This is a genomic window from Clostridium sp. (assembly GCF_030532265.1).
Lineage (GTDB): Bacteria > Bacillota > Clostridia > Clostridiales > Clostridiaceae > Clostridium.
This window is the reverse complement of record NZ_JAUNLM010000001.1, coordinates 98,370-123,726: the sequence shown is the minus strand read 5'-3', so window position 1 is coordinate 123,726 and position 25,357 is coordinate 98,370. Positions and strand designations below refer to the sequence as shown.

26 protein-coding genes are annotated in these 25,357 nt (G+C 27.3%); 3 read left to right on the top strand and 23 right to left on the bottom strand.

Annotated features, from left to right (window positions below; genetic code table 11):
- Positions 1-18: 18 nt before the first annotated feature.
- The 3 genes from topA to Q4E08_RS00640 are packed head-to-tail and all read right to left on the bottom strand — an operon-like array spanning position 19 to position 4,747.
- Entirely contained in the window at positions 19-2,115 is a 2,097-nt protein-coding gene (topA, locus tag Q4E08_RS00650) for a type I DNA topoisomerase (protein WP_303127077.1), read from the bottom strand.
- 41 nt (positions 2,116-2,156) lie between these two features.
- The gene (gene dprA / locus Q4E08_RS00645; protein ID WP_303127075.1) at positions 2,157-3,206 is read right to left on the bottom strand and encodes a DNA-processing protein DprA; all 1,050 of its coding nucleotides are present in this window, start codon (positions 3,204-3,206) and stop codon (positions 2,157-2,159) included.
- Positions 3,207-3,220: 14 nt separating this feature from the next.
- Positions 3,221-4,747 (bottom strand): YifB family Mg chelatase-like AAA ATPase, encoded by a 1,527-nt coding sequence (locus Q4E08_RS00640; RefSeq protein ID WP_303127073.1) that lies wholly within the window; start codon positions 4,745-4,747, stop codon positions 3,221-3,223.
- A gap of 108 nt (positions 4,748-4,855) precedes the next feature.
- Between Q4E08_RS00640 and Q4E08_RS00635 the strand changes: the two genes are divergently transcribed.
- Positions 4,856-5,221 (top strand): YraN family protein, encoded by a 366-nt coding sequence (locus Q4E08_RS00635; RefSeq protein ID WP_303127071.1) that lies wholly within the window; start codon positions 4,856-4,858, stop codon positions 5,219-5,221.
- Positions 5,222-5,254: 33 nt separating this feature from the next.
- Here the strand turns inward: Q4E08_RS00635 and Q4E08_RS00630 are convergent, their stop codons facing one another.
- The 19 genes from Q4E08_RS00630 to pta form a co-directional block, all read right to left on the bottom strand.
- A complete protein-coding gene (locus Q4E08_RS00630) occupies positions 5,255-6,058 on the bottom strand; it encodes a ribonuclease HII (RefSeq protein WP_303127069.1) in 804 nt (267 codons plus the stop codon).
- A 19-nt stretch (positions 6,059-6,077) separates the two neighbouring features.
- Complete coding sequence (ylqF, locus tag Q4E08_RS00625; protein ID WP_303127067.1) at positions 6,078-6,920, bottom strand: ribosome biogenesis GTPase YlqF; 843 nt, start codon at positions 6,918-6,920, stop codon at positions 6,078-6,080.
- A gap of 71 nt (positions 6,921-6,991) precedes the next feature.
- Positions 6,992-7,342 (bottom strand): 50S ribosomal protein L19, encoded by a 351-nt coding sequence (gene rplS, locus Q4E08_RS00620; protein ID WP_303127065.1) that lies wholly within the window; start codon positions 7,340-7,342, stop codon positions 6,992-6,994.
- 178 nt (positions 7,343-7,520) lie between these two features.
- The gene (trmD, locus tag Q4E08_RS00615; protein ID WP_303127063.1) at positions 7,521-8,237 is read right to left on the bottom strand and encodes a tRNA (guanosine(37)-N1)-methyltransferase TrmD; all 717 of its coding nucleotides are present in this window, start codon (positions 8,235-8,237) and stop codon (positions 7,521-7,523) included.
- Entirely contained in the window at positions 8,227-8,724 is a 498-nt protein-coding gene (rimM, locus tag Q4E08_RS00610) for a ribosome maturation factor RimM (protein ID WP_303127061.1), read from the bottom strand. Before rimM ends, trmD begins: the two co-directional genes overlap by 11 nt.
- Before the next feature lie 85 nt (positions 8,725-8,809).
- A complete protein-coding gene (locus tag Q4E08_RS00605) occupies positions 8,810-9,037 on the bottom strand; it encodes a KH domain-containing protein (RefSeq protein ID WP_024614631.1) in 228 nt (75 codons plus the stop codon).
- A 50-nt stretch (positions 9,038-9,087) separates the two neighbouring features.
- Positions 9,088-9,333: a 30S ribosomal protein S16 gene (gene rpsP / locus Q4E08_RS00600; protein ID WP_024614630.1), complete on the bottom strand. Its 246-nt coding sequence runs from the start codon at positions 9,331-9,333 to the stop codon at positions 9,088-9,090.
- A gap of 34 nt (positions 9,334-9,367) precedes the next feature.
- Complete coding sequence (gene ffh, locus Q4E08_RS00595) at positions 9,368-10,723, bottom strand: signal recognition particle protein (RefSeq protein ID WP_303127059.1); 1,356 nt, start codon at positions 10,721-10,723, stop codon at positions 9,368-9,370.
- 16 nt (positions 10,724-10,739) lie between these two features.
- A complete protein-coding gene (locus Q4E08_RS00590; protein ID WP_303127198.1) occupies positions 10,740-11,069 on the bottom strand; it encodes a putative DNA-binding protein in 330 nt (109 codons plus the stop codon).
- A gap of 95 nt (positions 11,070-11,164) precedes the next feature.
- Positions 11,165-12,082, bottom strand: a complete 918-nt coding sequence (gene ftsY / locus Q4E08_RS00585) for a signal recognition particle-docking protein FtsY (protein WP_303127057.1) — start codon at positions 12,080-12,082, stop codon at positions 11,165-11,167.
- 19 nt (positions 12,083-12,101) lie between these two features.
- Positions 12,102-15,659: a chromosome segregation protein SMC gene (gene smc / locus Q4E08_RS00580; RefSeq protein ID WP_303127055.1), complete on the bottom strand. Its 3,558-nt coding sequence runs from the start codon at positions 15,657-15,659 to the stop codon at positions 12,102-12,104.
- 165 nt (positions 15,660-15,824) lie between these two features.
- Entirely contained in the window at positions 15,825-16,847 is a 1,023-nt protein-coding gene (locus tag Q4E08_RS00575; RefSeq protein WP_303127053.1) for an elongator complex protein 3, read from the bottom strand.
- Positions 16,840-17,538, bottom strand: coding sequence for a ribonuclease III (gene rnc / locus Q4E08_RS00570; RefSeq protein ID WP_303127052.1), 699 nt, complete (start codon positions 17,536-17,538; stop codon positions 16,840-16,842). The genes Q4E08_RS00575 and rnc overlap by 8 nt, the downstream gene beginning before the upstream one ends.
- 121 nt (positions 17,539-17,659) lie before the next feature.
- Positions 17,660-17,890 carry an acyl carrier protein gene (gene acpP / locus Q4E08_RS00565; RefSeq protein WP_303127050.1) on the bottom strand — a complete coding sequence of 77 codons (231 nt, stop codon included), beginning with the start codon at positions 17,888-17,890 and terminating at the stop codon, positions 17,660-17,662.
- A gap of 76 nt (positions 17,891-17,966) precedes the next feature.
- Positions 17,967-18,956 (bottom strand): phosphate acyltransferase PlsX, encoded by a 990-nt coding sequence (plsX, locus tag Q4E08_RS00560; protein ID WP_303127048.1) that lies wholly within the window; start codon positions 18,954-18,956, stop codon positions 17,967-17,969.
- A 65-nt stretch (positions 18,957-19,021) separates the two neighbouring features.
- Complete coding sequence (gene rpmF, locus Q4E08_RS00555) at positions 19,022-19,204, bottom strand: 50S ribosomal protein L32 (protein ID WP_024614622.1); 183 nt, start codon at positions 19,202-19,204, stop codon at positions 19,022-19,024.
- A gap of 3 nt (positions 19,205-19,207) precedes the next feature.
- Complete coding sequence (locus Q4E08_RS00550) at positions 19,208-19,714, bottom strand: DUF177 domain-containing protein (protein WP_303127045.1); 507 nt, start codon at positions 19,712-19,714, stop codon at positions 19,208-19,210.
- Between the two features lie 178 nt (positions 19,715-19,892).
- The gene (locus Q4E08_RS00545; protein WP_303127043.1) at positions 19,893-21,089 is read right to left on the bottom strand and encodes an acetate kinase; all 1,197 of its coding nucleotides are present in this window, start codon (positions 21,087-21,089) and stop codon (positions 19,893-19,895) included.
- Between the two features lie 57 nt (positions 21,090-21,146).
- Complete coding sequence (pta, locus tag Q4E08_RS00540; RefSeq protein ID WP_303127041.1) at positions 21,147-22,148, bottom strand: phosphate acetyltransferase; 1,002 nt, start codon at positions 22,146-22,148, stop codon at positions 21,147-21,149.
- Between the two features lie 228 nt (positions 22,149-22,376).
- Here pta and Q4E08_RS00535 point away from each other — a divergent pair, with 228 nt between their 5' ends.
- Positions 22,377-23,582, top strand: a complete 1,206-nt coding sequence (locus Q4E08_RS00535) for a nucleotidyltransferase (RefSeq protein WP_303127039.1) — start codon at positions 22,377-22,379, stop codon at positions 23,580-23,582.
- A 48-nt stretch (positions 23,583-23,630) separates the two neighbouring features.
- Positions 23,631-24,815, top strand: a complete 1,185-nt coding sequence (ylbJ, locus tag Q4E08_RS00530) for a sporulation integral membrane protein YlbJ (RefSeq protein WP_303127037.1) — start codon at positions 23,631-23,633, stop codon at positions 24,813-24,815.
- On the opposite strand, the gene Q4E08_RS00525 is transcribed toward ylbJ, so the two are convergent.
- On the bottom strand, positions 24,812-25,351 hold the full coding sequence (locus Q4E08_RS00525; RefSeq protein ID WP_303127035.1) for an ATPase: 540 nt from the start codon (positions 25,349-25,351) through the stop codon (positions 24,812-24,814). The two genes, ylbJ and Q4E08_RS00525, sit on opposite strands and share 4 nt — an antisense overlap.
- Positions 25,352-25,357 lie beyond the last annotated feature (6 nt).

Sequence of the window (25,357 nt, the reverse complement as noted above, 5' to 3'; positions counted from 1 at the left end):
CTTTTATATTATTTTAGTTTAATCTTCTTTAATTTCTTCTTTGTTAATTTTTAGTTCCTCTTTATGTTTGCATTCTGGATTTGAACATTCTATATAATCTCCAGATTTTTTAGAATATTTTTTCACCATATAAGATCCACATTCTGAACATTTTTCTTTGACTGGTTCATTCCAACTTACAAAATCGCAATCTGGATATCTAGAGCATCCAAAAAACTTCTTACCTTTTTTACTTCTCTTTGCTAAAACTTTTCCTCCACATTTTGGACAAGGTGCATCTATTTCTTCTACTATTGGTTTAGCATTTTTACATTCTGGATATCCTGGACAAGCTAAAAACTTTCCATATCTTCCTTTTTTAATAACCATCATTCTTCCGCATTTATCACATTGCACATCACTAACTTCATCTTCTATAACGACCTTTGCCATTTCTTTTTCAGCTTTATCAAGTGATTTTTTAAGTGGTTCAAAAAATTCTCTAACTACAGATTTCCATTTAATTTTTCCTTCTTCTATACTATCTAGATTTTTTTCCATACTAGCAGTAAAGTCCACATCAGCTATTTGTTTAAAATATTCACATATTATATTATTAACTATAAAGCCTAATTCTGTTGGTATTAAATTTTTCTTTTCCCTATTTACATAATCTCTACTTAATAATGTTGAAATTGTAGGAACGTAAGTACTAGGTCTACCAATCCCCTTTTCCTCAAGCAACTTTACAAAAGATGCTTCTGTATATCTTGCAGGTGGTTGAGTAAAATGTTGTTTTCCTTCAATATTTGCTGCTGATAACACTTCTCCCTCTTCAAGTTCTGGAAGAGATGTATCATCTTCTTCATTTATAGCATATTCATAAATTTTCATAAATCCATCAAAATTTATTGTTGATCCTGTAGCCTTAAACTTGTAATCACCATTTAAAATATCTATAGAATTTGTATTTAAAATACAAGATGCCATTTGAGAGGAAACAAATCTCTTCCAAATTAAAGTATAAAGTTTATATTGTTCAGGTGATAAATTTGCTTTTGCTACCTCAGGAGTTATATCTATATTTGTAGGTCTTATAGCTTCATGAGCATCCTGGATATTTTTCTTTCCTTTATAAACTCTTGTTTCTTCAGGTAAATACTTCTCTCCATAATTATTTAAAATAAAGCTTTTAGCACTTTCTTGCGCTTCTTTTGATATTCTAACAGAATCTGTTCTCATATAAGTTATAAGACCAACTGTTCCGTATCCTTTAACTTCTACACCTTCATATAAAACCTGAGCTACTGACATAGTTTTCTTTGTCATAAAATTCAATTTTTTACTAGCTTCTTGTTGAAGTGTACTTGTAGTAAAAGGTGCTAAAGGATTTTTAAGTTTACTTCCCTTTTTTATTGAAGCAACTAAAAATTCATCTTTATTTAATTCTTCTATTACTTTATTAGAATCCTTTTCATTTTTCAATTCAATTTTCTTATTTTTATAAGTTGAAAGCTTTATTGGGAATTTTTTTCTTCCCTTTTTAAGAAAGCAATCAACCGTCCAATATTCTTCTGCTTTAAACCTTTTGATTTCTTCTTCTCTTTCACAAATTAATTTAAGAGCAGCTGATTGAACTCTTCCAGCACTTAATCCCCACTTTACATTTTTCCATAAAATTGGACTAATTTCATAACCAACTAATCTATCTAATATTCTTCTTGCTTGTTGTGCATCCACTAAATCTTGATTTATTTTTCTTGCATTTTTTATAGAGCTTTTAACTGCTGATTTAGTTATTTCATTAAATACTATTCTGCATTCCTCGGAATCATCTATCTTTAAAAGATTAGCTAAATGCCAAGAGATTGCCTCTCCTTCTCTATCAGGGTCAGTAGCTAAATATATTTTATCTGCTTTCTTTGCAGCCTTCCTTAAAGATTTAAGTAAATCTCCTTTTCCTCTTATTGTAATATATTTAGGTTCAAAATCATCATCTATATCAACACCTAACTTACTTTTAGGTAAATCTCTAACATGCCCCATAGAAGCTTCAACAATATAATTTTTTCCTAAGTATTTTCCTATTGTTTTAGCCTTCGCTGGTGATTCTACTATTACTAATTTTTGGCCCATAATTAACTCCAATTTTTATTGGAGTCTTCACCCCCTTAGATTCAAGTTATTCTTACATAATAATTTCCAGGTAAACTTAATATTTCATTTTTAATTTGCAGTTCAAATAATAAACCATATAAAGTATTTCTGTCAACCTGTGATTTTACAAATATGTCATCAATATGTACAGGTTCATTCTTAATCATGCTTAATATATTGCTAGAATTAGCTATAGTTTTTTCTATCTTCTTTTCTATTTTAAATATAGTATATATATCATCTAAGCAAGTATATATATAAGCACCATCTTTTATTAGAAGATTACATCCTAATCCCCTGTCTGAAAATATATCATGAGGAACAACTAAAATATCTTTTCCTTGATCTAATGCGCAACTAGCTGTTATTAATGAACCGCTTTTTTTATTAGCCTCGGTTATAATTACCCCTTTTGCTAATCCACTTATTATTCTGTTCCTTCTTGGGAAATTATATGCATTAGGTTTTGTTCCTGGCAAAAACTCCGATATTATTAAACCGTTTTCTTCTATTCTTTTTAATAATTCTTTATTGCTTAAAGGGTAACATATATCTAGTCCACAACCTAAAACAGCAATAGTTTTTCCATCATTTTTTAAACATTCATCATGAGCTATTTTATCTACCCCAAGTGCTCCTCCACTAACTATACATACATTGTTTTTAGACAGATCTTTAGCTATTAGTCTAGTTGACATTTCTCCATATGAAGTATTTTTTCTAGCCCCAACTATAGCAACTATTTCTTCATTTAATAAATTTATATTCCCTTTATAAAAAATTATGTAAGGTGGTTCCTTTATATTTTTTAGACTTTCAGGATAATTACTATCATTAAATGAAATAAACCTTATATTAAGCAATTTTAAGTTTTCAATTAGCTTCTCAGTTTTATTTAATTCTTTATATTTATCATAATTTGTAAATTTTTTATTACTAAATGGAATTTCACTTTTTATTTCATCAAAATGAAGAAAAATCATCTTCTCATCTTTATATTTTTTTATAAGTTTAATTTTTTGAAGATTCGTACATTCCATTAACATTAACCATAATATATATTTTTCCATTTGTCTACCTCTCTTTAAATAAACTCACCATTTATATCCTTCCTATAATTTATTGCTTCTATAATATGTTCACTTTTTATTTCTTCTTCTAACTCTATATCTGCAATGGTTTGTGCTACTTTTACTACCTTCCCATACCCTCTAAGTGAAGGAGTATTTATTCTAAAATAATCTTCTAGTATTTTTTTTGCATTTTTATTTATCTTACACAATTCAAATATATCCTTTCCTTGTATATCTGAATTGAATTTATATTTTGTATTTTTTAATCTCTTATTTTGAAGTTCTCTTGATTTAATAACTCTCTCCCTAATTTGTTTACTATTTTCTGATATTTTTCCTTTATTAAATTCATCTAAATTAATTAAAGGAACATAATTAAATATATCAATTCTATCTTTTAATGGTTTTGATAACCTTTTTTGATATCTTCTAACTTCATACTCGCTGCATTCACACTTATCATTATGTCCTAATATAGACTTTCTACCACAAGGACAAGGATTATAAGAAGCTATAAGTTGGAAGTTGCTTGGCATTTCTATCCTATCACTTAATCTATCTATTCTGATTACTTTTTCTTCTAATGGAATTCTTAAAACTTCTAAAACTTCTCTCTTGAACTCTAAAATTTCATCTAAGTATAAAACACCATTATGAGCTAAAGTAATCTCTCCAGGTTTAACTTCTTTTCCTCCACCAATTAATGCAGTTTTACTTATAGTGTTATGAGGTTGCCTAAATGGTATATTTATACTTTTATATTTATCTATCATTCCAAATATAGAATATATTTTAGCTACCTCTATTTTTTCCTCTTCTGTAAGAGGAGGTAATATAGAGTTTAATGCTTTTGCAAGCATTGTTTTTCCACTTCCTGGATTACCAAATAAAGCTATATTATGTCTTCCAGAAGCTGCAATTTCTAGTGCTCTTTTTGAAGATTGTTGTCCAATTATACAACTAAAATCTAAAAATTTTTCTATTTCTTTTTCTTCCTTATAATCACCATAATCAACTGGCAAAATATCCTCATAATTTATATAATTTATTGCTTCTTTTAAATTCTTAATTAAGTATACTTTACCTTTTCTTACCTCTAAAACTTCATTTAAATTTTCTTCAGGAATTAAAAATTTACTTATGTTATCATCTAATCCTTGAAGTAAAATAGAAATTATTCCCTTACTCCTTTTAAGTTCTCCATTTAAAGATAATTCTCCAATTAACAAATGTTCTTTTAAGTCCTTTTTTGGTAATTGATTAGATTCCATTAATATACCTATAGCTATAGGTAAGTCTAAAAGTGTACCAACCTTTCTCATATCAGCTGGCGCTAAATTTATAACTATTCTACCAAGAGGAAATTCAAATCCAGAATTTATTATAGAAGCTCTAACTCTTTCTTTAGCTTCTCTTACAGCAGCATCAGCAAGACCAACTATGGAAAAACTAGGAATCCCCTTTGATATATCAACTTCAACATTTATAACATAACTATTTATTCCAATATTAGTTGCACTATTTATATTTATTGCCATTTTAATCACCTCATAGATGATTATTAACAACAAAAAAGATTTTAATCAAAGTTTTATTTAATAAATTTAATCTAACATGTCAATAATACATAACTGAGGTGTTTTAATATGAAATCTTTTAATAAAAAAATAGGATATTATGGTGAAAATATTGCAAAAGAATATTTAATTAAAAATGGTTATAATATAATTTGCAAAAACTATTCAAATAGATTTGGTGAAATAGATATAATCTGCAAAAAATATGATATATTATGTTTTGTGGAAGTTAAAAGTAGATATAATAAAAATTATGGAAGTGCTATAGAATCTATAACTTATAAAAAAATTCAAAACATAAAAAAATTAACAAAATATTTTCTATTAAGTAATAATTATAAAAATTTTTTTATAAGATTTGACGTTTTAGAGATTTATTTTAATACAAAAAATAATAACTATAATATCATTTATACAAAAGATGCTTTTAGATAAAAAAGTAGTAATAGCTTTTGCTATTACTACTTTTTATAGTATATTCCTTAAAAAACTCATTCTATGTATAGGTGTAGCTCCAAATTCCTTTAATGCATCTAAATGTTTCTTAGCTCCATATCCAACATTGCTTTCAAATCCATACTCTGGATATTTTTTGGAAATATCCTTCATTAGATTATCTCTATAAACTTTTGCAATTATAGATGCTGCAGCTATACTAGCACTTTTAGTATCACCTTTTATAACAAATTTATTTTCTATTTCTATACCTTTTATATTGTATCCATCAGATAAAACTATTTCTGGTCTTTCTGAAAGCCCATAAGTTGCATCTAAAAATATTTTGTTATTACAATAAGCTATACCTTTTTCATCAATCTCATCATTAGAACATTCACTAATACAATAAGCTAATGCTTTTTCCTTTATTATTTCTGAAAGTTCTTCTCTTTTATGTTCAGATAATTTTTTAGAATCATTTAAGTAAAGTATAATATCATCTAAAGAATCTAAATCTAAAACTACAGCAGCTGATACAATTGGTCCAGCAAGTGGTCCTCTTCCTACTTCATCTACACCTGCAAGTACTTTCCCTTTAGCAAACCCTCTATCAAAATCATACATTTTTTTTACTCTTATAAATTCATCTTCTAATTTCTTTTTTTCTTTTAATATTTTATTACCTAAACTTTGAACATTTTTCCTTTTATCATTTAATAAAATTTTACTTAAAATATTTATATCATCTGTTTTAAAATTAAGTTCTAAATTATCAAATTCACTTTTTATATCTTTATAACTAAATTCTGATAAATTATCTTTTAAAAGATTCATAAAATTCAAACCTCCTTTATTAAGGTCTTTCTAATGATATCTTTCCTATTTTTCCGCCTCTAAACTCATCTAATAATATAACAGCTATTCTATTATAATCAATTTCGCGCCCCTTCATTATAGCACCTCTTTTTATAGCTATAGCATCTAAAGTCTCCAATGGATTATCGTATATTGTATCTATTTTATATCTTTCCATTAATTCATCTGGATAATACTGTTGTAATCTTTCAACTAATCTATATGCCAAATCTTCAATATCCATAATTTCATCTTTTATAGCTCCTGTAAAAGCAAGATTTAATGCAGTTTCATCATCCTCAAATTTAGGCCATAAAACTCCTGGTGTATCTAACATTTCAACATCCATAGATGTCTTTATCCATCTCTTACTCTTAGTAACACCTGGTCTGTCTCCAGTCTGTGCTATATTATTTCTAGCCATTTTATTTATAAATGTTGACTTTCCAACGTTAGGTATACCTACTACCATAACCCTTGTCATTATTGTTTTTAATCCTTTTTCTCTAAGTCTATCATGTTTTTCTTTTAATAATTCATTAAGAGCAGGCTTTATTTTTTGAAGTCCACTTCCTTTTAAGCAGTTTACCTCTAATACTTTAACATTATCTTTTGTTAAAGATTTCATCCATTCTCTTGTAACTTTAGACTCAGTTAAGTCACTTTTATTTAAAAGTATTAATCTTGGTTTATTTCCAACTAATTTATCTATATCAGGATTAGCAGAACTTTTTGGTATTCTTGCATCTCTAATTTCAATAACTGCATCTACAACTTTTAAATTCTCTTTTATTTCTCTTTGAGTCTTTTTCATATGCCCTGGGAACCAGTTTATTGCCATAAAAAATTCCTCCTTTAATTTATTTATAGAAAAAAAAGAGACTTACTTCTAAGCCTCTTCTTTATGGTTAATTATCTTACTAATAATTCTTTAACCTTAGCAGCCTTACCTACTCTATCTCTTAAGTAGAATAACTTAGCTCTTCTTACTTTACCTCTTCTAGTCACTTCAATTTTTTGAATCATTGGAGCGTTCATTGGGAAAGTTTTTTCAACTCCTGTACCGTAAGCTAATCTTCTTACAGTGAAAGTTTCTCTTAAACCACCGTTTTGCTTCTTAATAACAGTTCCTTCGAATACTTGGATTCTTTCTCTGTTACCTTCTTTTATTAATTGGTGAACTTTTATGTTGTCCCCAACGTTGAAGCTTGGTAAATCATTTCTTATTTGTTCTTGTTCGATTGCTCTTAAAATTTCGTTCATTGTGCATTCCCTCCTAAAATTAATTTGACGTTCATTCCGGAGCTTAAAATCCAGAAGAGGACCGCCCGTACTAGCACAAAGCATATTCTATCATAAAAAATATCTCTTTGCAATAATTTATTTATTAAATATATACCTAAATATAATTTCTTCATCAAATATGCATACTTATAATAATTTATTTATTATAAGTTTTTAATATTTTTTTATCTTCCTTTGTTAATTCTATTTTATCAAATAAGTCTTTCCTTCTATCTCTTGTAATGATTAAAGATTGTAATCTTCTCCATTTTCTAATATTTTCATGATGTCCTGATAAAAGTACTTCCGGAACTCGTTTTCCTTCAAATTCTTCAGGCCTTGTATATTGAGGATATTCTAATAATCCATTTGAAAAAGATTCATCCATAAAACTTTCTTCTTTACCTAAAACTCCAGGTTTTAGCCTTAAAACAGAATCAATAACTGGTATAGCAGCCATTTCTCCACCAGTTAATATAAAATCTCCAATAGAAATTTCTAAATCTATGTATTCATATATTCTTTCATCTATTCCTTCATAATGCCCACATAAAAATATTAATTCATCTTCTTTTGCTAATTCTTTTGAAAGGTCATGATTAAATTTCTTTCCTCTAGGTCCTAAAAAAACTACTTTTCCTTTGTTTTCTTTTTTACATTCTCTTATAGTATCTATTACAGGCTGAGGTGCCATAACCATACCAGCACCACCACCATAAGGATAATCATCAACTTTTTTATGCTTATTTTTAGTATAATCTCTTATATTTAAAGTTTCTATTTCTATAAGTCCTTTTTCTTGTGCTTTTCCTATAATACTATGGTTAAATATTGAAAACATCTCTGGAAAAAGAGTTAATATACTAATCTTCATCTAACCATTCTCCTACAGGTCTTATAATAATTTTTTCATCTTCTAAATTAATATCTAAAACTATATCTTTAAGTACAGGAATTAATAATTCTTTTGGTTCTCTTATCCAATATACATCATTATTTTTAGTTTCTATAACATCATATATAGGCCCAAGATCATTTCCTTCTGTATCAAATACATGAATTCCTATAAGATCTCTAGCATAAAAAGTATCTTCTGGAAGTTCTGGTTCCATATCCCTTGGTACTTCTATAATTTTATTTTTATATTTTTCTGCATCATCTATAAAGTCTATTCCTTCAATTTTCAATATAACTCTATCTTTTTGAAATTTTACACCTAATATTTTTCTCTCTATTCCATCAATAAAAATAACTTCATATCTTTTAAAGTTATTTACATCTTCAGTAGAAGGTATAACTTTAACCTCACCTTTTAACCCATGAGTATTAACAATCTTCCCTACTTTAAAAAATTCTCTCATATATTTATCACCTCTTTTTTATAATTAAAAATTTTATACTTTATATGATTTTATTATAAAAAAGAGTTAGGCTTCACCTAACTCTTTAAATAATTTCAACTACTACTCTTTTTTCTTCTTTTATTGCTGCAGCCTTTACTACGGTTCTAATAGCTTTCGCTATTCTTCCCTGTTTTCCAATAACTTTGCCCATATCATCTTGTGCAACCCTAAGTTCTAGTATAATTGATTGTTCACCTTTAATCTCATTTACTGTAACTTCATCTGGATTATCTACAAGGGACTTAGCTATTACTTCTACTAATTCTTTCATAGTGTCCTGCATCTAGTTATATACTAAGTTGCAGAATTCACCTCCTAGTATTACTTGTTTAGGCCTGCTCTTACGAAAAGCTTTTTAACTACATCTGTTGGTTGAGCACCATTTTGTAACCATTTATTAGCTTTTTCTTCGTTTATTTTTATTTCTGCTGGTTCTGAAACTGGATTGTAGTATCCGATCTCTTCGATGAATCTACCATCTCTTGGGCTTCTTGAATCAGCAACAACTACTCTATAGAAAGGTGCTTTTTTAGCTCCCATTCTTCTTAATCTAATTTTTACTGCCATGTTAATTTCACCTCCTTTAAAAAATAATTATATATTAACTCATAAAAGGTAACTTACCTAAGAGACCTTTTTTGGCTCCCTTTTGCAATGATTTCATTTGTTTCATATTCTTTTTCATCATTTCGTATCCTTTAATAAGTTTATTAACTTCTTGAATTGTTGAACCTGCACCCTTTGCAATTCTCTTTTTTCTTGATGAATTATTTATTACAAGGGATGGATTTCTTCTTTCTTTTAATGTCATTGAAAGAATTATTGCTTTAACTTTTTCCATTTGCTTTTGACCTTGATCAAAATCAATACCTTGCAACTCTTTTGAATTTACTCCAGGTATCATTTCCATAAGTTTATTAAGCGGTCCAAGCTTTTTCATTTGCTCCATTGCAGTTAAATAATCTTCAAAATTTAAGCCTTGATTCATCATTTTCTTTGTAAAATCCGCTGCTTCTTCTTCATCTATTGCAGATTGAGCCTTTTCAATAAGAGATAATACATCTCCCATGCCAAGTATTCTTGATGCCATTCTATCTGGATGAAAAACTTCAAAATCATTCATCTTTTCGCCAACACCAATAAATTTTATTGGTTTTTCAGTGATAGATCTAATTGAAAGTGCCGCTCCACCTCTAGTATCACCATCAAGTTTAGTTAATATAACCCCTGTTAAGTCAAGGTCATTATTAAATGTTTCTGCAACATTTACAGCATCTTGTCCTGTCATAGAATCTACTACAAGTAAAATCTCTGAAGGATTAACAGCTGACTTTACATCTTTAAGTTCTTGCATCAAGCTTTCATCTATATGTAATCTACCTGCTGTATCTATAATAACTACGTTATTACCATTATCTTTAGCATGCTTTATACCAGCTTTTGCAATATCAACAGCTTTAACCTTATCTCCCATTGAAAATACAGGTATGTCTATTTGCTTACCTACAACTTCTAATTGCTTTATAGCTGCAGGTCTATATATATCACATGCTACAAGAAGCGGCTTTTTATTATTCTTTCTAAGGTTTAATGCTAATTTACCACACATTGTAGTTTTACCAGCCCCTTGAAGACCTACAAGCATTATAACTGTAGTTCCACTACTTGAATAATTTATTTTACTTTCGCTTCCTCCCATAAGTTCAGTAAGTTCATCGTTAACTATTTTAATAACTTGTTGTCCTGGTGTCAAGCTTTCTAGAACATTACTTCCAACGCACTTTTCACTCACACTTTTAACAAACTTTCTTACTACTTTATAGTTAACATCTGCTTCTAATAAAGCAAGCTTTACTTCCCTCATAGCTTCTTTTATATCTTTTTCATTAAGCTTACCTTTTCCCCTTAATTTTTTAAAGGTATTTTGAAGCTTTTCTGATAATCCCTCAAAAGCCATACTAAACCTCCTAATATTATAAATCTTCTAGCTCTTTCTTAAGCATATCATATTCTTTATCAGAAATAGAATACTTTTCTTTAAAGTTTTTAAGAAGTTTTATAATTTTTTCTTCTCGATTTATACTCTTTTGAAGTAAGTTCAATTTGTTTTCATAGGTTAAAAGTTGCTTATAGCACCTTTTAATTAGATCATGGATTGCTTGACGACTTGTGTTGTTTAATTCAGCAATTTCAGCTAAGGATAAGTCATCATCAAAATATAATTCCATAATATTTCTTTGTTTTTCAGTTAATAATGGTTTATAAAAATCCATTAATAATGAAATCTCAACCCTATCTTCCATCATAATAATCACCTTACCACAAAAGAGATGATACCAAATAAATTTATAGGTGTCAAGTATTTTTACTTAACACCTATAAAAAATTTTATTATTTTTTAAAATAGTGCTTCTGCAAAGCTTTTAGCATCAAATTTCTGAAGATCATCTATACCTTCTCCAACTCCTATATATTTAACTGGAATATTAAGAGTTTGTTTTATAGATATAACAACCCCACCTTTAGCTGTACCATCTAATTTAGTTAATATGATACCATCTATAGGGCAAGCTTCCATAAACTGCTTAGCTTGTATAACAGCATTTTGACCTGTTGTTCCATCTAACACTAATAATGTTTGTTTTTTAGCTTCACTGTATTCTCTATCAATTATTCTGTTTATTTTTGAAAGTTCATTCATGAGATTCTTTTTATTATGTAATCTACCTGCTGTATCACATATTAAAAGATCAACATTTCTAGCCTTTGCTGCTTGAACTGCATCAAAAACAACAGCTGCTGGATCTGAACCCTCACTTTGTTTAACTATATCAACAGAGGCTCTTTCACTCCAAACTTCTAATTGATCTATTGCAGCAGCTCTAAATGTATCTGCTGCTGCTAATAATACTTTTTTACCTTCTGCTTTATTTTTAGCTGCAAGCTTTCCTATTGATGTTGTCTTACCAACACCATTTACACCTATAACTAATAATACTTCTTTTTCATTTGAATCATTTGATTCTTCATCTTCACTTCCTTCAAGTAACATATCTGTTATTACTTCTTTTAAAGCTGGTTTTACCATTTGAGGATCATTTATTTTTTCTTTTCTTATTTTTACTTTTAATCTATCTATAATTTCTATAGTTGTGTCCATACCTATATCTGATATTATTAAAATTTCTTCTAATTCTTCATATAAGTCATCATCTATAGTTACAGCTAAATTTAAAGCCTCATTTATTTTATCTTGTAACCCATCTCTAGTTTTTGTTAATCCAGTTTTTAGTTTATCAAATAATTTTCCAAACATTATCTTACCTCCATAATAACTATTTATTTAAATCAACTGATAGTACCTTTGATATTCCTTTTTCCTCCATAGTAACACCGTACATTATATCACTTACTTCCATAGTTCCTTTTCTGTGTGTTATTACTATAAATTGTATTCCTTTTTCTGAAAATCTTTTTAAGAATTCTGAATATCTATAGACATTTGCATCATCTAAGGCGGCTTCTATTTCATCTAATATACAAAATGGAGTAGGTTTCATTTTAAGTATACCAAACAATAATGCTATTGCAGATAAAACCTTCTCTCCTCCTGACATTAAATTTATATTTTGAAGCTTTTTCCCAGGTGGCATAACGTTTATATCTATATTAGCTGTAAGCTCATCACCTTCCCCTAATATAAGTTCAGCATTTCCACCTTTAAACAATTCTTTAAAAGTTTCATTAAAATTTTTATTTAATATTTTAAAATTTTCTTTGAATAAAATTCTCATTTTTTCTGTCATTTCTTCAATAACTGAAAGTAATTCATTTTTTGACTTTTCTAAATCTTCTTCTTGAGATGACATAAACTCGTATTTCTCACTAACTTCTTCATATTCAGATATAGCACCAAGATTTACAATACCAAGAGCTGATATTTTTCTCTTTATAGAACTTATAAAATCTTTAAAACTACTTAAATCTTCTATAGGTTTAGCTATTTCTTTTGCCTCTTCATATGTTAAATTCATTTCTTCATTAAGCTTTTTATAATGATTTTCAATTTCCATTTCACTTTTAGCTTTAAGTATTTCTCTTTTATTAAGTTCGCCTTCTTCTTTAGTTAAAACATCTCTTATTTCACTTATTAAGCTATCTATTTCACTAAATTCTTCTTTAAGCATACCTCTTTTCAAATCGTTTTTCTTAAAAATTTCTTCAAGGTTTTCAATTCTTTCATTATTTTTATTTATTAATTCTATATTATAGTGAATTTTTTCTTTACTAATTGAAATACTTGAAGTAGCTTCTGAATTTTCCTCGTTAATCTTTTCAATTTTCAAATTAATTTCTTTAAGATCAGAATCTTTTCTTATTATTTCAGCACTTTTTGTTGAAATAAGCTCATTTATCGATGCAATACTTATCTTTACTTCTGTAAGTTTATTATTAAGATTATTTAAATATAATTTTTTATTATTTAATGTTTCTTCTAATTCTAATTCTTTTTGTTTATTAAATTCATTTTCACTTGCTAAGCTTAATATACTACTACTTAATTCTTCAAGCTTAAGTTTTAAATCACTCAAATCTATTTCTATTAAATCTTTCTCATCTTTTGCCTTTAAATTATTCTCTTTTAGATTTTTAATCTGATTTTCTAAATTCATAAGTTCGTTTTTGTTTGTTGCAAGCTCTATTTTTATAGCATGCATACTATCTGTTAAATTTAAAACCTCTTCATCTATATCTTTTCTCTTTTTAGTGATTTCCTTTATATAATCTGAAGTTTCATCTAATTTTAATTTAGTTTCTTTTATTTTTTCTTGTATTTCTTCTATTTCTCTTTTTCTACTTAATATGTTAGTAGTTTTTCCCTTTATACTACCACCTGTCAATGCTCCACCAGCATTTAGTATTTCTCCTTCTAAAGTAACAATTCTATATTTATAATTTATTATTTTAGCAATTTTGAAAGCACTATCCATATCTTTAGCTATTATTGTTCTACCAAGAGAATAGTTAATTACTTTTGTATATTTATGATTAAAATGAACTATATCTGATGCAATACCTAAATATCCATCTATATTTTTAACTTTGTCATTAACCTCTAACTTGCTACCATTTATTATGTTAAGTGGTAAAAATGTTATTCTACCTAATTTATTATTTTTCAAATAATTTATAAGATCTTTAGCTATATTTTCTGTCTCTGTAATAACATTAGATATAGAAGATCCAAGTGCTGTTTCTATAGAAGTTTCATATCCTTTAGGAACAGTAAATACCTCACCTAACACCTTTATACCTTCAGTATGAGGAGTTAATTTCCTATCTACTCTATCCATAAGGTTCTTTAATGATCTATTATAGCCTTCATATCCATTTTCCAAGTCTTTAAGCATAGATTTATTTGCTTCATATTTACTTAATGAAATACTTAAAAACTTTGATTCTTTTTCTTTATTTGCTATTAAACTATTTATCTTTAATAAATTATTTTTATTTTCTACTAATTTATTATTTAGTATTTCATATTCTTTTTCTTGTGCTTCAATTTTTAATGTTAATCCATTAATTGTTGACCTGTTAATGCCTAAGCTATTATCTATACTTTTAACTTCTTCATCAATTTTATACTTTCTTTCTTCTTTAGATTTTATTTCACCTTTTATTTCAGTTATTTTATTATTTATTGAAGAATTATTTTTAATTAAATCTAATTCACTCTTTTTTAAGTTATTAATTTCTAATTCTATGTCTTTTACTTTTGAAGATATAGATTTAATATCATCTTCTAATTTTTCAATCTCTAATAATTTTATTTTTTCTTCTTCTTTCTTTTCTGAAAGTTCTTTTTTTAGAAATTCTTTTTCTTTATTTATATCTAAAATCTTACTGTTTAATCCATATTTCTCAAACTTATTTTTTTCAATAGTTTTATTTAAATTATTAATTCTTTCATTATGTAATTCAATATCACTATTTGCTTTTGTTATATCTTCTTTTTTTCTAAAATACTCTAGCTTTTCTTCAGTGCTTTTTCTTTCTAATTCTTCTAAGCTTTGTTCTATATCTTTTAATTTTTGCTTTTTTAAATTTAGATCTTCTCTTTTTGCATTTAATTCATTTTTCTTATCATCTAATTCTTTATTAAATTCTTTAATTTCTCTTTCAATAATTTTAATATTATTTACTATTAAAGAAACCTCTTTTTCTTTTAAATCATTTGATAAGTCTTTAAACTTTAATGCCTTTTCTCTCTCTATTCTTAAAGGCTCTAATCGCTCTTCATATGTAGAAATTATATCTCTTATTCTAATTAAATTTTCTTCTGTATTTGAAAGCTTTTTTTCAGCTTCATTTTTTCTAAATTTATATTTAACAATTCCAGATGCTTCTTCTAATAAATTTCTTCTATCTTCTGGTCTACCACTTAAAATAGCTTCTATTTTACCTTGTCCTATAAGAGAATACCCTTCTTTTCCTATACCAGTATCCATAAATAAACTATTTATATCTTTTAATCTACATTTACTATTATTTAATAAATATTCTGTTTCACCTGATCTAAATATTCTTCTAGTTACAGTTACTTCGTTATAATCAATTGGTAAAACCTCATTTGAATTATCTAAAGTAAGAGAAACTTGTGCAAGTCCAACAGGCTTTCTGTATTGTGTTCCAGAGAAAATTACATCTTCCATCTTTCCGCCTCTTAAAGTTTTTACACTTTGCTCACCAAGAACCCATCTAACAGCATCAGATATGTTACTTTTTCCACTACCATTTGGACCTACTATTGCTGTAACTCCCTCTTTAAACTTCAACTCTGTTTTATCTGCAAAGGATTTAAATCCTCTTAACTCTAAAGATTTTAAAAACACAAATTCCACTCCTTTATATAAATATTGGTATCAAGGATATTAAAAATACCAAAACTAAAAAAACTGCAAGAGCAATTTGCATTTTTTCTCTAGTTTTTTTTCTCATTATATCACCTCTATATTTAATTATATTTAAACAAAACGAGAGCAAAACCCTCGTTTCATTTAAATTTCTATATTTTTTTCTACTATATTTCTAATTAATACTTTTCCCTTTTCAACATCATCAGTTATCTTAACAGTAATATTATAACCATCTTCTTTTAGCTTGTTGAAATAATATTTCTTATTAGCATATAACTTACTAACATCTCTATTATTAATTAAAATTTCCAAATTATCACTTATAATTTCTTGTTTTATTTTATCTATAAGAAGGCTACTTTCTACAAGCTCTCTAAATGCAGGGTGAAAAGGACCATCTATAATATCTCCACCTTCATTTATAGTATCTGTAGGCTGAAGTCCTATTCTTATAACATTTATTCCTTCTTTTTTATACATAAAATATATTTGTTTACTAACATCTACTGCTAAATCCAATGTATAAGGAGTATATTCTCCTCTATTATACATAATTTCCATAGGAGTATCTTTAATAACTAAAGATGGATATATTCTTACTATTTCAGGTTTTAATTGTATTGATAATTTAGCACTATTTATATCTTTTTCTTTATTTGATTTAGGTAATCCTGGCATTAACTGATGTCCTAATACTATTCCATACTTTTTTATTAGCTTAGATGCATTAATTACATCTTCTACCGTATGTCCCCTACCAGCTGCAGTTAATACTTCATCATTTAAAGATTGTACTCCTAATTCTATTATATCAACATCATATTCTTTTAAATAAGTTAATATATAATCATTTATATAATCTGGTCTAGTTGACATTCTTATTTTATCTACTATTCCTAAATCTTTATATCTTTTAGCAACAGATAATAACTCTCTTTGCTTTTCTTCCTTTATAGCTGTAAAAGTACCACCAAAGAAAGATACTTCGATAGTTGCATCTTTATTTTTTATAGTACGATAATATTCTTCTATAATTTCCTTAACTTTTGTTCCATCAACCTTATCTCTTACACCTGTTATCCTATCTTGATTACAAAACACACAATTATGAGGACAACCTTCATGAGGAACAAAAATAGGTATAATATAATAATTTTTACTCATTTATTACCCCCATTTTTTCTAAGGCTTGTTTTGCAGAAGCTTGTTCTGCCTCCTTTTTAGAATATCCTTCACCTTCTCCCATACACTCATCATTTATTAAAACTCTAGTGTAAAATTTTCTTCTATGTGGAGGACCTTCAAATTTAACTAAATCATATTTTATTTGAACCTCACCATTTTTTTGTAAATGTTCTTGTAATTTAGTTTTAAAATCTAATATTATTTCATTATTTATAGCTTTATCTATTATATCTTTAAATTTATTCAAAATAAATGCTCTTGTAAATTCTAATCCTTTATCTAAATAAATAGCTGCTAAGACAGCTTCAACAGCATCCGCTTGTATTGAAGTTCTTTGTCTTCCTCCTGTAAGTTCTTCTCCCTTACTCATTCTTATGTAATTACCTAAATTTAATCCTTTTGCTACTTCAAAAAGAGAATTTTCACAAACAATTAAACTTCTGATTTTTGTAAGCTCCCCTTCAGATTTTTCAGTATAATTCTTAAATAAATATTCTGTTATGCATAATTGAAGAACTGAATCTCCTAAAAATTCTAATCTTTCATTATATTCTGTATCCTTATACTGGTTAGCAAATGAACTATGTGTTAATGCTTTTCTCAAATAACTTAGGTTAGTGAATTTTACTCCAAGAGTTTCTTCGAACTCTTTTACCTTTAATTTATTCATATATCCTCACTCCTCTAAGTTTATTCTTCAGTTTGCTCTTTAAACAAATTCAAGAATAAACTACATTAATTCTTTTATTATATTTTTAAATATAAAATCCCGCAATAAAGGCGGGATTTTACTATTCTTCAACATGATTTTTAACGTATTCTACAACATCTCCAACAGTTTTGAATCCCTCAACATCTTCATCTGGAATTTCCATATCTAATTCATCTTCTAATGCCATTATTAACTCAACTATATCTAATGAATCTGCATTAAGGTCATCAATAAATGATGAATCCATTGTTATTTCATCTTTATCTATGCTTAATTTTTCTGATACTATCTCTTGAATCTTTTCAAACATATTATCACCTCCTGAATCCTTCCCTTAGATAATATTATATATTAAATATACAGTCAATATTCTAATAAAATAATTTTTATTTTATTTCTTCTTTTATTTTCTCTATTACGTTACCTTTATAAAAAATTGTAGTCTGTTTTATTGCATTTTTAAAAGCTTTTCCATCAGAACTTCCGTGAGCTTTTATACAAATTCCATCTACTCCTAAGAAAGGAGCTCCACCAACTTCTTTATAATCAAATTTAATCATAAGTTTCTTAAAAACTGGTTTAAGAAGAGCTGCTCCAATTTTAGGCATAAAAGATGCTTCCATTATAGTATCCTTTATTATACCAAGTAAATTCATTGCAGCACCTTCATATAATTTAAGAGCAGTATTTCCTACAAATCCATCACAAACTAAAACATCAACTTCTCCAGTTGGTATCTCTCTTGGTTCAACATTACCTACAAAATTTAATGATTCATTGCTTAAAAGTTTATAAGTTTCCTTTGTAAGTTCATTACCTTTTTCAGCTTCTTCACCAATATTTATAAGACCAACAGTTGGATCTTTTTTATTAAATACATTTTCATAATATATTTTACCCATTTTAGCAAACTGAACAAGATAATTAGGTTTACAATCCACATTTGCACCTGCATCAACTATCATAAACTTACCTCTTCTGCCTGGCATTATAGGAGCTAAAGCTGGTCTTTCAACTCCTTTTATTCTACCAACAATCAAAGTACATCCCGCTAAAAATGCGCCAGTACTTCCCCCTGAGATAACAGCTTCACATTTACCTTCTTTCACTAAGTTTAATGCTTTTACTATACTAGAATCTTTTTTTCTTCTAAGTGCCATAACCGGATGTTCATTTGTAGATATTATTTCAGTAGCATTAACTACTTTAACTCTATTTTTATCATAAGAATATTTATTTAATTCTTCATTTATTTTCTCTTCAGGACCTGTTATATATACTTCTATATCATTATATTCCTTCAAAGCATCTATAACACCTTCTACAACAGCTTTAGGTGCATTATCTCCACCCATTCCATCTATTGCTATTCTCAATTAACTCACCCCTTTTTGTATATATTTTTCTATATATAAAGAAAAGAAAGTCATAAGACTTTCTTTTATTCTTCTGAAGCTGCTACTTCTTTACCTTTGTAGTATCCACAGCTCTTACAAACTCTGTGAGCTAATTTCATTTCATGACATTGTGGGCATTCAACTATTCCTGGTAAGCTCGCTTTGAAAGTTTGAGCTCTTCTTGAATCTCTCTTTGCTCTATATGTTTTTCTTGCTGGACATCCCATTGATTACACCTCCTTATTTTCAAGCAGTGCCTTAAGACCTGCTAATCTAACATCAATATCATCATTGTCACAAGTACAATTTTCAATGTTAAGATTTTTACCACACTTGTGGCAAAGGCCTTTGCATTCATTACTGCAAAGCTTTTTAATTGGTAAGGTTGAAATTATTTCTCTTTCAACAAAATCTGTGATGTCTAATTCATCACCCTTTACAAATATTACATCATTATCTAATGAATCGTCAACATTTGTAAACCTTTCTTCTATTTCAAAATCTATTGGATAGATGAAGGTATCTAAACACCTTGAACAACAAAGCTTAAGCTCTGTTTTTACATGTAGTCTAACTACAATCTCTTTCTCCTTTGAATATATAGTTCCATTAACTAAAACTTTAGATACTGGTTCAACTACTTCTCCTTCAAAGTGAAATTTTTTCATATCAAAATCATAAGAAAAATTCTTTTCTCTTTCTTTTCTTGAAAAAAGACTAGAAAATTGTAATTTCATAAATTTCATGCTCTGGATAAAAATCCTCATGTCCACTAAGACACATTATATCACTAAACTAGCGACATAGCTCGAGCGAAAGCTCTTTTTCACCCCTTAGCTTAAAATATTTACTGAACAAACACAATTTATTATATAAAGGGTGACATAAAAAGTCAAGATTTTTTATTAATATTAACTATTTTATTAATTCTAATGTATCTTTAGCTATCATTAATTCCTCATTTGTTGGTACAACATATATCTTAACTTTGCTACCATCTTTTGATATTTCTTTAAGTTCTCCAAACACTTTGTTCTTTTCAGTGTCTAATTCAATTCCTAAGAATTCTAATCCCTTAACTATATCTTCTCTAGTTTCTATTGAGTTTTCTCCAACTCCTGCAGTAAATACTACTACATCTACTCCACCCATAATAGCAGCATATGCACCAATTTGCTTTCTAACGCTATAACTAAATATATCTAATGCAAGTTGCGCTCTGCTGTTATTTTCATTATAAGCAGCATTTTTTACATCTCTAAAGTCTGAACTTACTTCTGAAATTCCTAAAATACCTGATTTTTTATTTAATATATCATTTATTTCTTGTGATGAATATCCTAGTTCTGACATTAAGAAAGTTTCTATTGAAGGATCTATGCTTCCTGATCTTGTTCCCATAACTATTCCGTCAAGTGGTGTAAATCCCATTGATGTATCTATTGATTTTCCATCTTTAATTGCTGTAATTGATGCACCATTTCCTAAGTGACAAGTTATTATTTTTAAATCTTTTATATCTTTTCCCATAGTTTCTGCAACTTTTTGTGATACATACTTATGTGATGTTCCGTGGAATCCATATCTTCTTACGCCATTATTTTTGTAATATTCATATGGTATAGCATAAATATATGCTTCTTCAGGCATTGTTTGATGGAATGCAGTATCAAATACTACAGCCATAGGTGTATTTGGCATTAAAGCCTTACAAGCCTCTATACCTATTATGTTAGGTGGGTTATGAAGTGGTGCAAGTTTTACACAATCTTCTAAACATTTCATAACTTCTTCATCAACTAACACTGATTTTGAATATTTTTCTCCACCATGTACTACTCTATGTCCAACAGCTGCTATTTCATCCATTGATTTTATAACGCCATGTTTTTCATCAACTAATGCTTGTAAAACTAATTTTATAGCATCTTTATGATCTTTCATTTCTTGTTCTATTATATATTTATCTCTACCTTCAACTTTTTGAGTTAAAATTGAACCATTTATTCCTATTCTTTCAACTAATCCTTGAGCTAATGCTACTTCATTAGTCATATCTATTAATTGATACTTTAATGATGAACTTCCACAGTTTATTACTAATATTTTCATCTTGAGATCCCCCTTAAAAATTTATCAACGTCTAATTTCTACTACTAATTGCTATTACTATTTTGAAGCTTGTGCTTGAACTGCTGTTAAAGCAACAACATTAACTATATCTTCTGAACTACATCCTCTTGATAAATCATTAATAGGTTTTGCAAAACCTTGACATACAGGTCCTATAGCTTCTGCATTAGCAAATCTTTGAACTAATTTATATCCTATATTTCCAGCTTGTAAATCTGGGAATACTAATACATTTGCATTTCCTGCAACTTTACTGTTTGGAGCTTTTTGATTTGCAACCTTTTGAACTATTGCTGCATCTAATTGTAATTCTCCATCTATTTGTAAATCTGGTCTTAATTCTTTAGCTTTTTCTGTTGCTGTTCTAACTTTATCAACTAATTCATGATCTGCACTACCCATAGTTGAGAATGAAAGCATTGCAACCTTTGGTTCCATTTTACAAAGATTCTTAGCTGTTTCTGCTGTTGCAATTGCTATAGCAGCTAATTGATCTGAATTAGGATTTGGGTTAACAGCACAATCAGAGAATAAAAGCATACCTTGCTCTCCATATTTTGATCCTGGTACAAGCATTATAAAGAAACTTGATACTACTGATACTCCTGGTGCAGTTTTTATTATTTGAAGACCTGGTCTTAAAAGATCTCCTGTTGTATGAACAGCACCTGAAACCATTCCATCAGCATCATCTAGTTTTACCATCATTGTAGCAAAATAAAGAGGATCTCTAACTATTCTTTCAGCTTTTTCCATTGTCATACCTTTATTTTTTCTTAACTCATAAAAAGCTTCTATATATTCATTAAGCTTAGGTGATGTCTCTGGATCTATTATATCTACTCCTTCAAGATTAACACCTTGCTCTTTACCAGATTGTAATACTCTTTCTTTATTACCTATTAAAACCGGTATAGCTATTCCTTCATCAAATATTTTTCTAGCAGCAACTACCGTTCTAGCCTCGTCGCCTTCTGGAAGGACTATCTTTTTTTTATCAGACTTTGCAGCCTCCCATATTTTGTTCATAAGTTCCATGTTCATTTCTCCTTTCAAAGATCCGTGTATATCTTCACATATTAATATACTCCTAATTGATGCAAATTTTCAACCTTTAAAGGACATTTTTTTGCCGTTTCATTGAATTCATTAGATTTGAAATACTGCAAATTTTCTGAATATTTATCCTCTCCCCTTTAAAAGTGCCACTTTAAAAATTATATGATATACTATGAGTATTATTTTAGTATTAAAGGAGGATTTTATATGAATTTAACAGGTATTATAACTGAATATAATCCCTTCCATTTAGGTCATAAATACCATCTTGAAAATGCAATAAAAGATACAAATTCTGATGGTATAGTTTGTGTAATGAGTGGAGATTTTATGCAAAGAGGAACACCTGCTATTATAGATAAATATACACGAGCTAAAATTGCTGTTTTAAACGGTGTAGATTTAGTTTTAGAATTACCACTTGTATATTCATTATCTTCTGCAGAAAATTTTGCTTTTGGTGGAGTCAAACTTTTAAACAGTTTAAATTGTATAAATAATATATATTTCGGAAGTGAAAGTGGAAATTTAAATAATCTTTTTAAAATAGCACATTCTTTAGCTTTTGAATCTACTGAATATAAAGAAAATTTAAAAGATAATATAAAAAAAGGTATACCTTTTCATACAGCAAGAACAAATTCTCTAAATTCTATTTTGCCAAATGACAATGTATATGAAATTTTATCAAACTCAAATAATATATTAGCAATAGAATATATAAAATCTATTATAAAATTAGATAGCAAAATAAAGCCCTTTACACTTAAACGTGAAGGTAATAACTATAATGACTTAAATTTGAGCAAAACATTTTCTTCAGCTACTTCTATAAGAAAATGTTTAAAAGAAAATATGAATTTAAATATTTTAAAAAATTCTATACCTTTAGAAACATATAAAGAATTAGAAAACTTATTTAATAAAAATTATAATTTTGTATTTGAAAATGATATGTTTGAATTTTTAAAATATAAAATCTTAACTAATGATTCTAAATTAAAAAACATAAATGATTTATCTGAAGGATTAGATAATAAAATAAAAAAAGAAATAATTAATTCTAAATGTATAAATGAGCTTATACTAAATATTAAAAGTAAAAGATATACTTATACAAGAATAAATAGAATTCTTACAAGTTTCTTCATAGGACTTGAGCAATATGATTTAACTAACATTAAAAATTATGATTTTAAATTTATAAGACCTCTTGCTCTTAATTCTACTGGTATGAAAATATTAAAAGAAATTAAGTCTAAATCTAATTTAAAAATATTAAATAAGATTCCAAAACATATAGATGATGATATTTTAAAAATAAACTTACTTGGTACAAAAGCTTATTCAATTTTAAATAAATCAATATCTCCTATTGAAGATTATTTAAAAACCCCTTATATACATAAGTAAAGTTTGCTATATTATGTGCATATAAATATTATTGATGGGAGTGATTTCGTGAATAATATTTATATTTTTATTTTATGTTTCTTTATATTTATTTTTATAGTTTTATTATTTAAGTTTTGTAATATTTATAAAAACAATATTTTTTGTTTTTTTATAACTGTTTTAATAATATTATTTGTAAGTAATATTGAAGCATCTATTAATGCAGCATTAGATGGATTAAGACTTTGCTTTAAAGCTATAATTCCTACTATATTTTCATTTTCTCTTATATGCAATTTACTTATATGCTATGATGGAATATCAACATATTCTAAATTAATAGGTCCTCTTATATGCAAACCATTAAAATTACCATCAAATTGTTCTTTTCCTTTAGTTGGTAGTATTTTATGTGGTTATCCATTAGGAGCTAAATTTAGTAGCAATTTATATGAAAATGGTGATATTGAAAAAAAAGATTATATAAGGCTTATAAATATAGCATCAAATACAGGACCTATATTTTTAATAGGGTCTGTTGGTGCTTCATTACTTGGAGATCCAAAATACGGCTACTTTTTACTTATAAGTAATTATTTATCTATATTTTTCATTGCAATAATAACAATGAAAAAGTCCTCTATGCATCAATTTAATGCGCAGAAGACTTCTTTTAAAGAAATAAGTTTTAGTGTTGCATTAGATAAATCTATTAAAGATGCATTAAATACAACATTATCTGTATGCTCGTACGTTGTAGCATTTTCTGTAATTATATCTATATTAAAAAATATAAACTTCATAAAAGACATATTTTTTAATATAGAAAATTTATTCAATATACCAAGAAATATGTTGTACGGAACATTTCTAGGTAGTATTGAACTAACAAATGGTTGTAGCATAATTTCATCTAGTTCCATGTCAATACACTTTAAATTAGCTATAATAAGCTTTTTAGCTTCATTCTCGGGCATATCTATAATAGCTCAAACATTTTCCTTTATAGGAAAACATAATGTATCTTTTTTTAGATATGTATTTTTAAAATTAATACAAGGAATTTTTAGCTTTGTTTTTACTTTTTTATTGTCAAATATAGTATTTAAATCAATAGAAACATATTCATCTAATAATTTTTTTGTTTCTAATTACTTAATTAATTACTTATTGCCAATATTAATATTTTTAATTATTATTTTTATTATTCAATACATTGTTAAAAATAATTCAAAAAAGCTAAAAAACTAATCCATAGATCTTAATTCTTTTATATTTTCTTTTACAATGGAGCATGCTTTTGTAAGGTTTTCATCAATTTCCCTAGCTGTATCCTCAAAGCTTACTTGAAGCGATTTTATAAGCTCCATTTTTTTATTTTCCATTTGTTCATCTAAATCAGTTAATATTTCATCTGCATAATCTCTAGCACTTACTCTTAAGTTTTTAGATTCTCTTTTTGCAGTTGCTAATATTTCTTGAGCTCTTATTTTAGCTTCTTTAACAATATCATGATTTTCAATATTTTGTCTCATAAGAATCATAGTTTCTTCTTTAACTGAATCATATTCTCTTTTAGCCTCAGCTAAAATTCTTTCTCTTTCATTCATAACCCATTGAGCTTTTTTAAATTGATCAGGTAAACAATTTATAATATCATCAATAGTTTCCATAAACTCTTTTTTATCTACCATAACTTTACCGCTCATAGGAACCTTTGGCGCTCTTTCTATAGTATCTAATAAATATTCTAAATATTCTAAAACGTTAGCTTCTTGTTTATCCATATATAC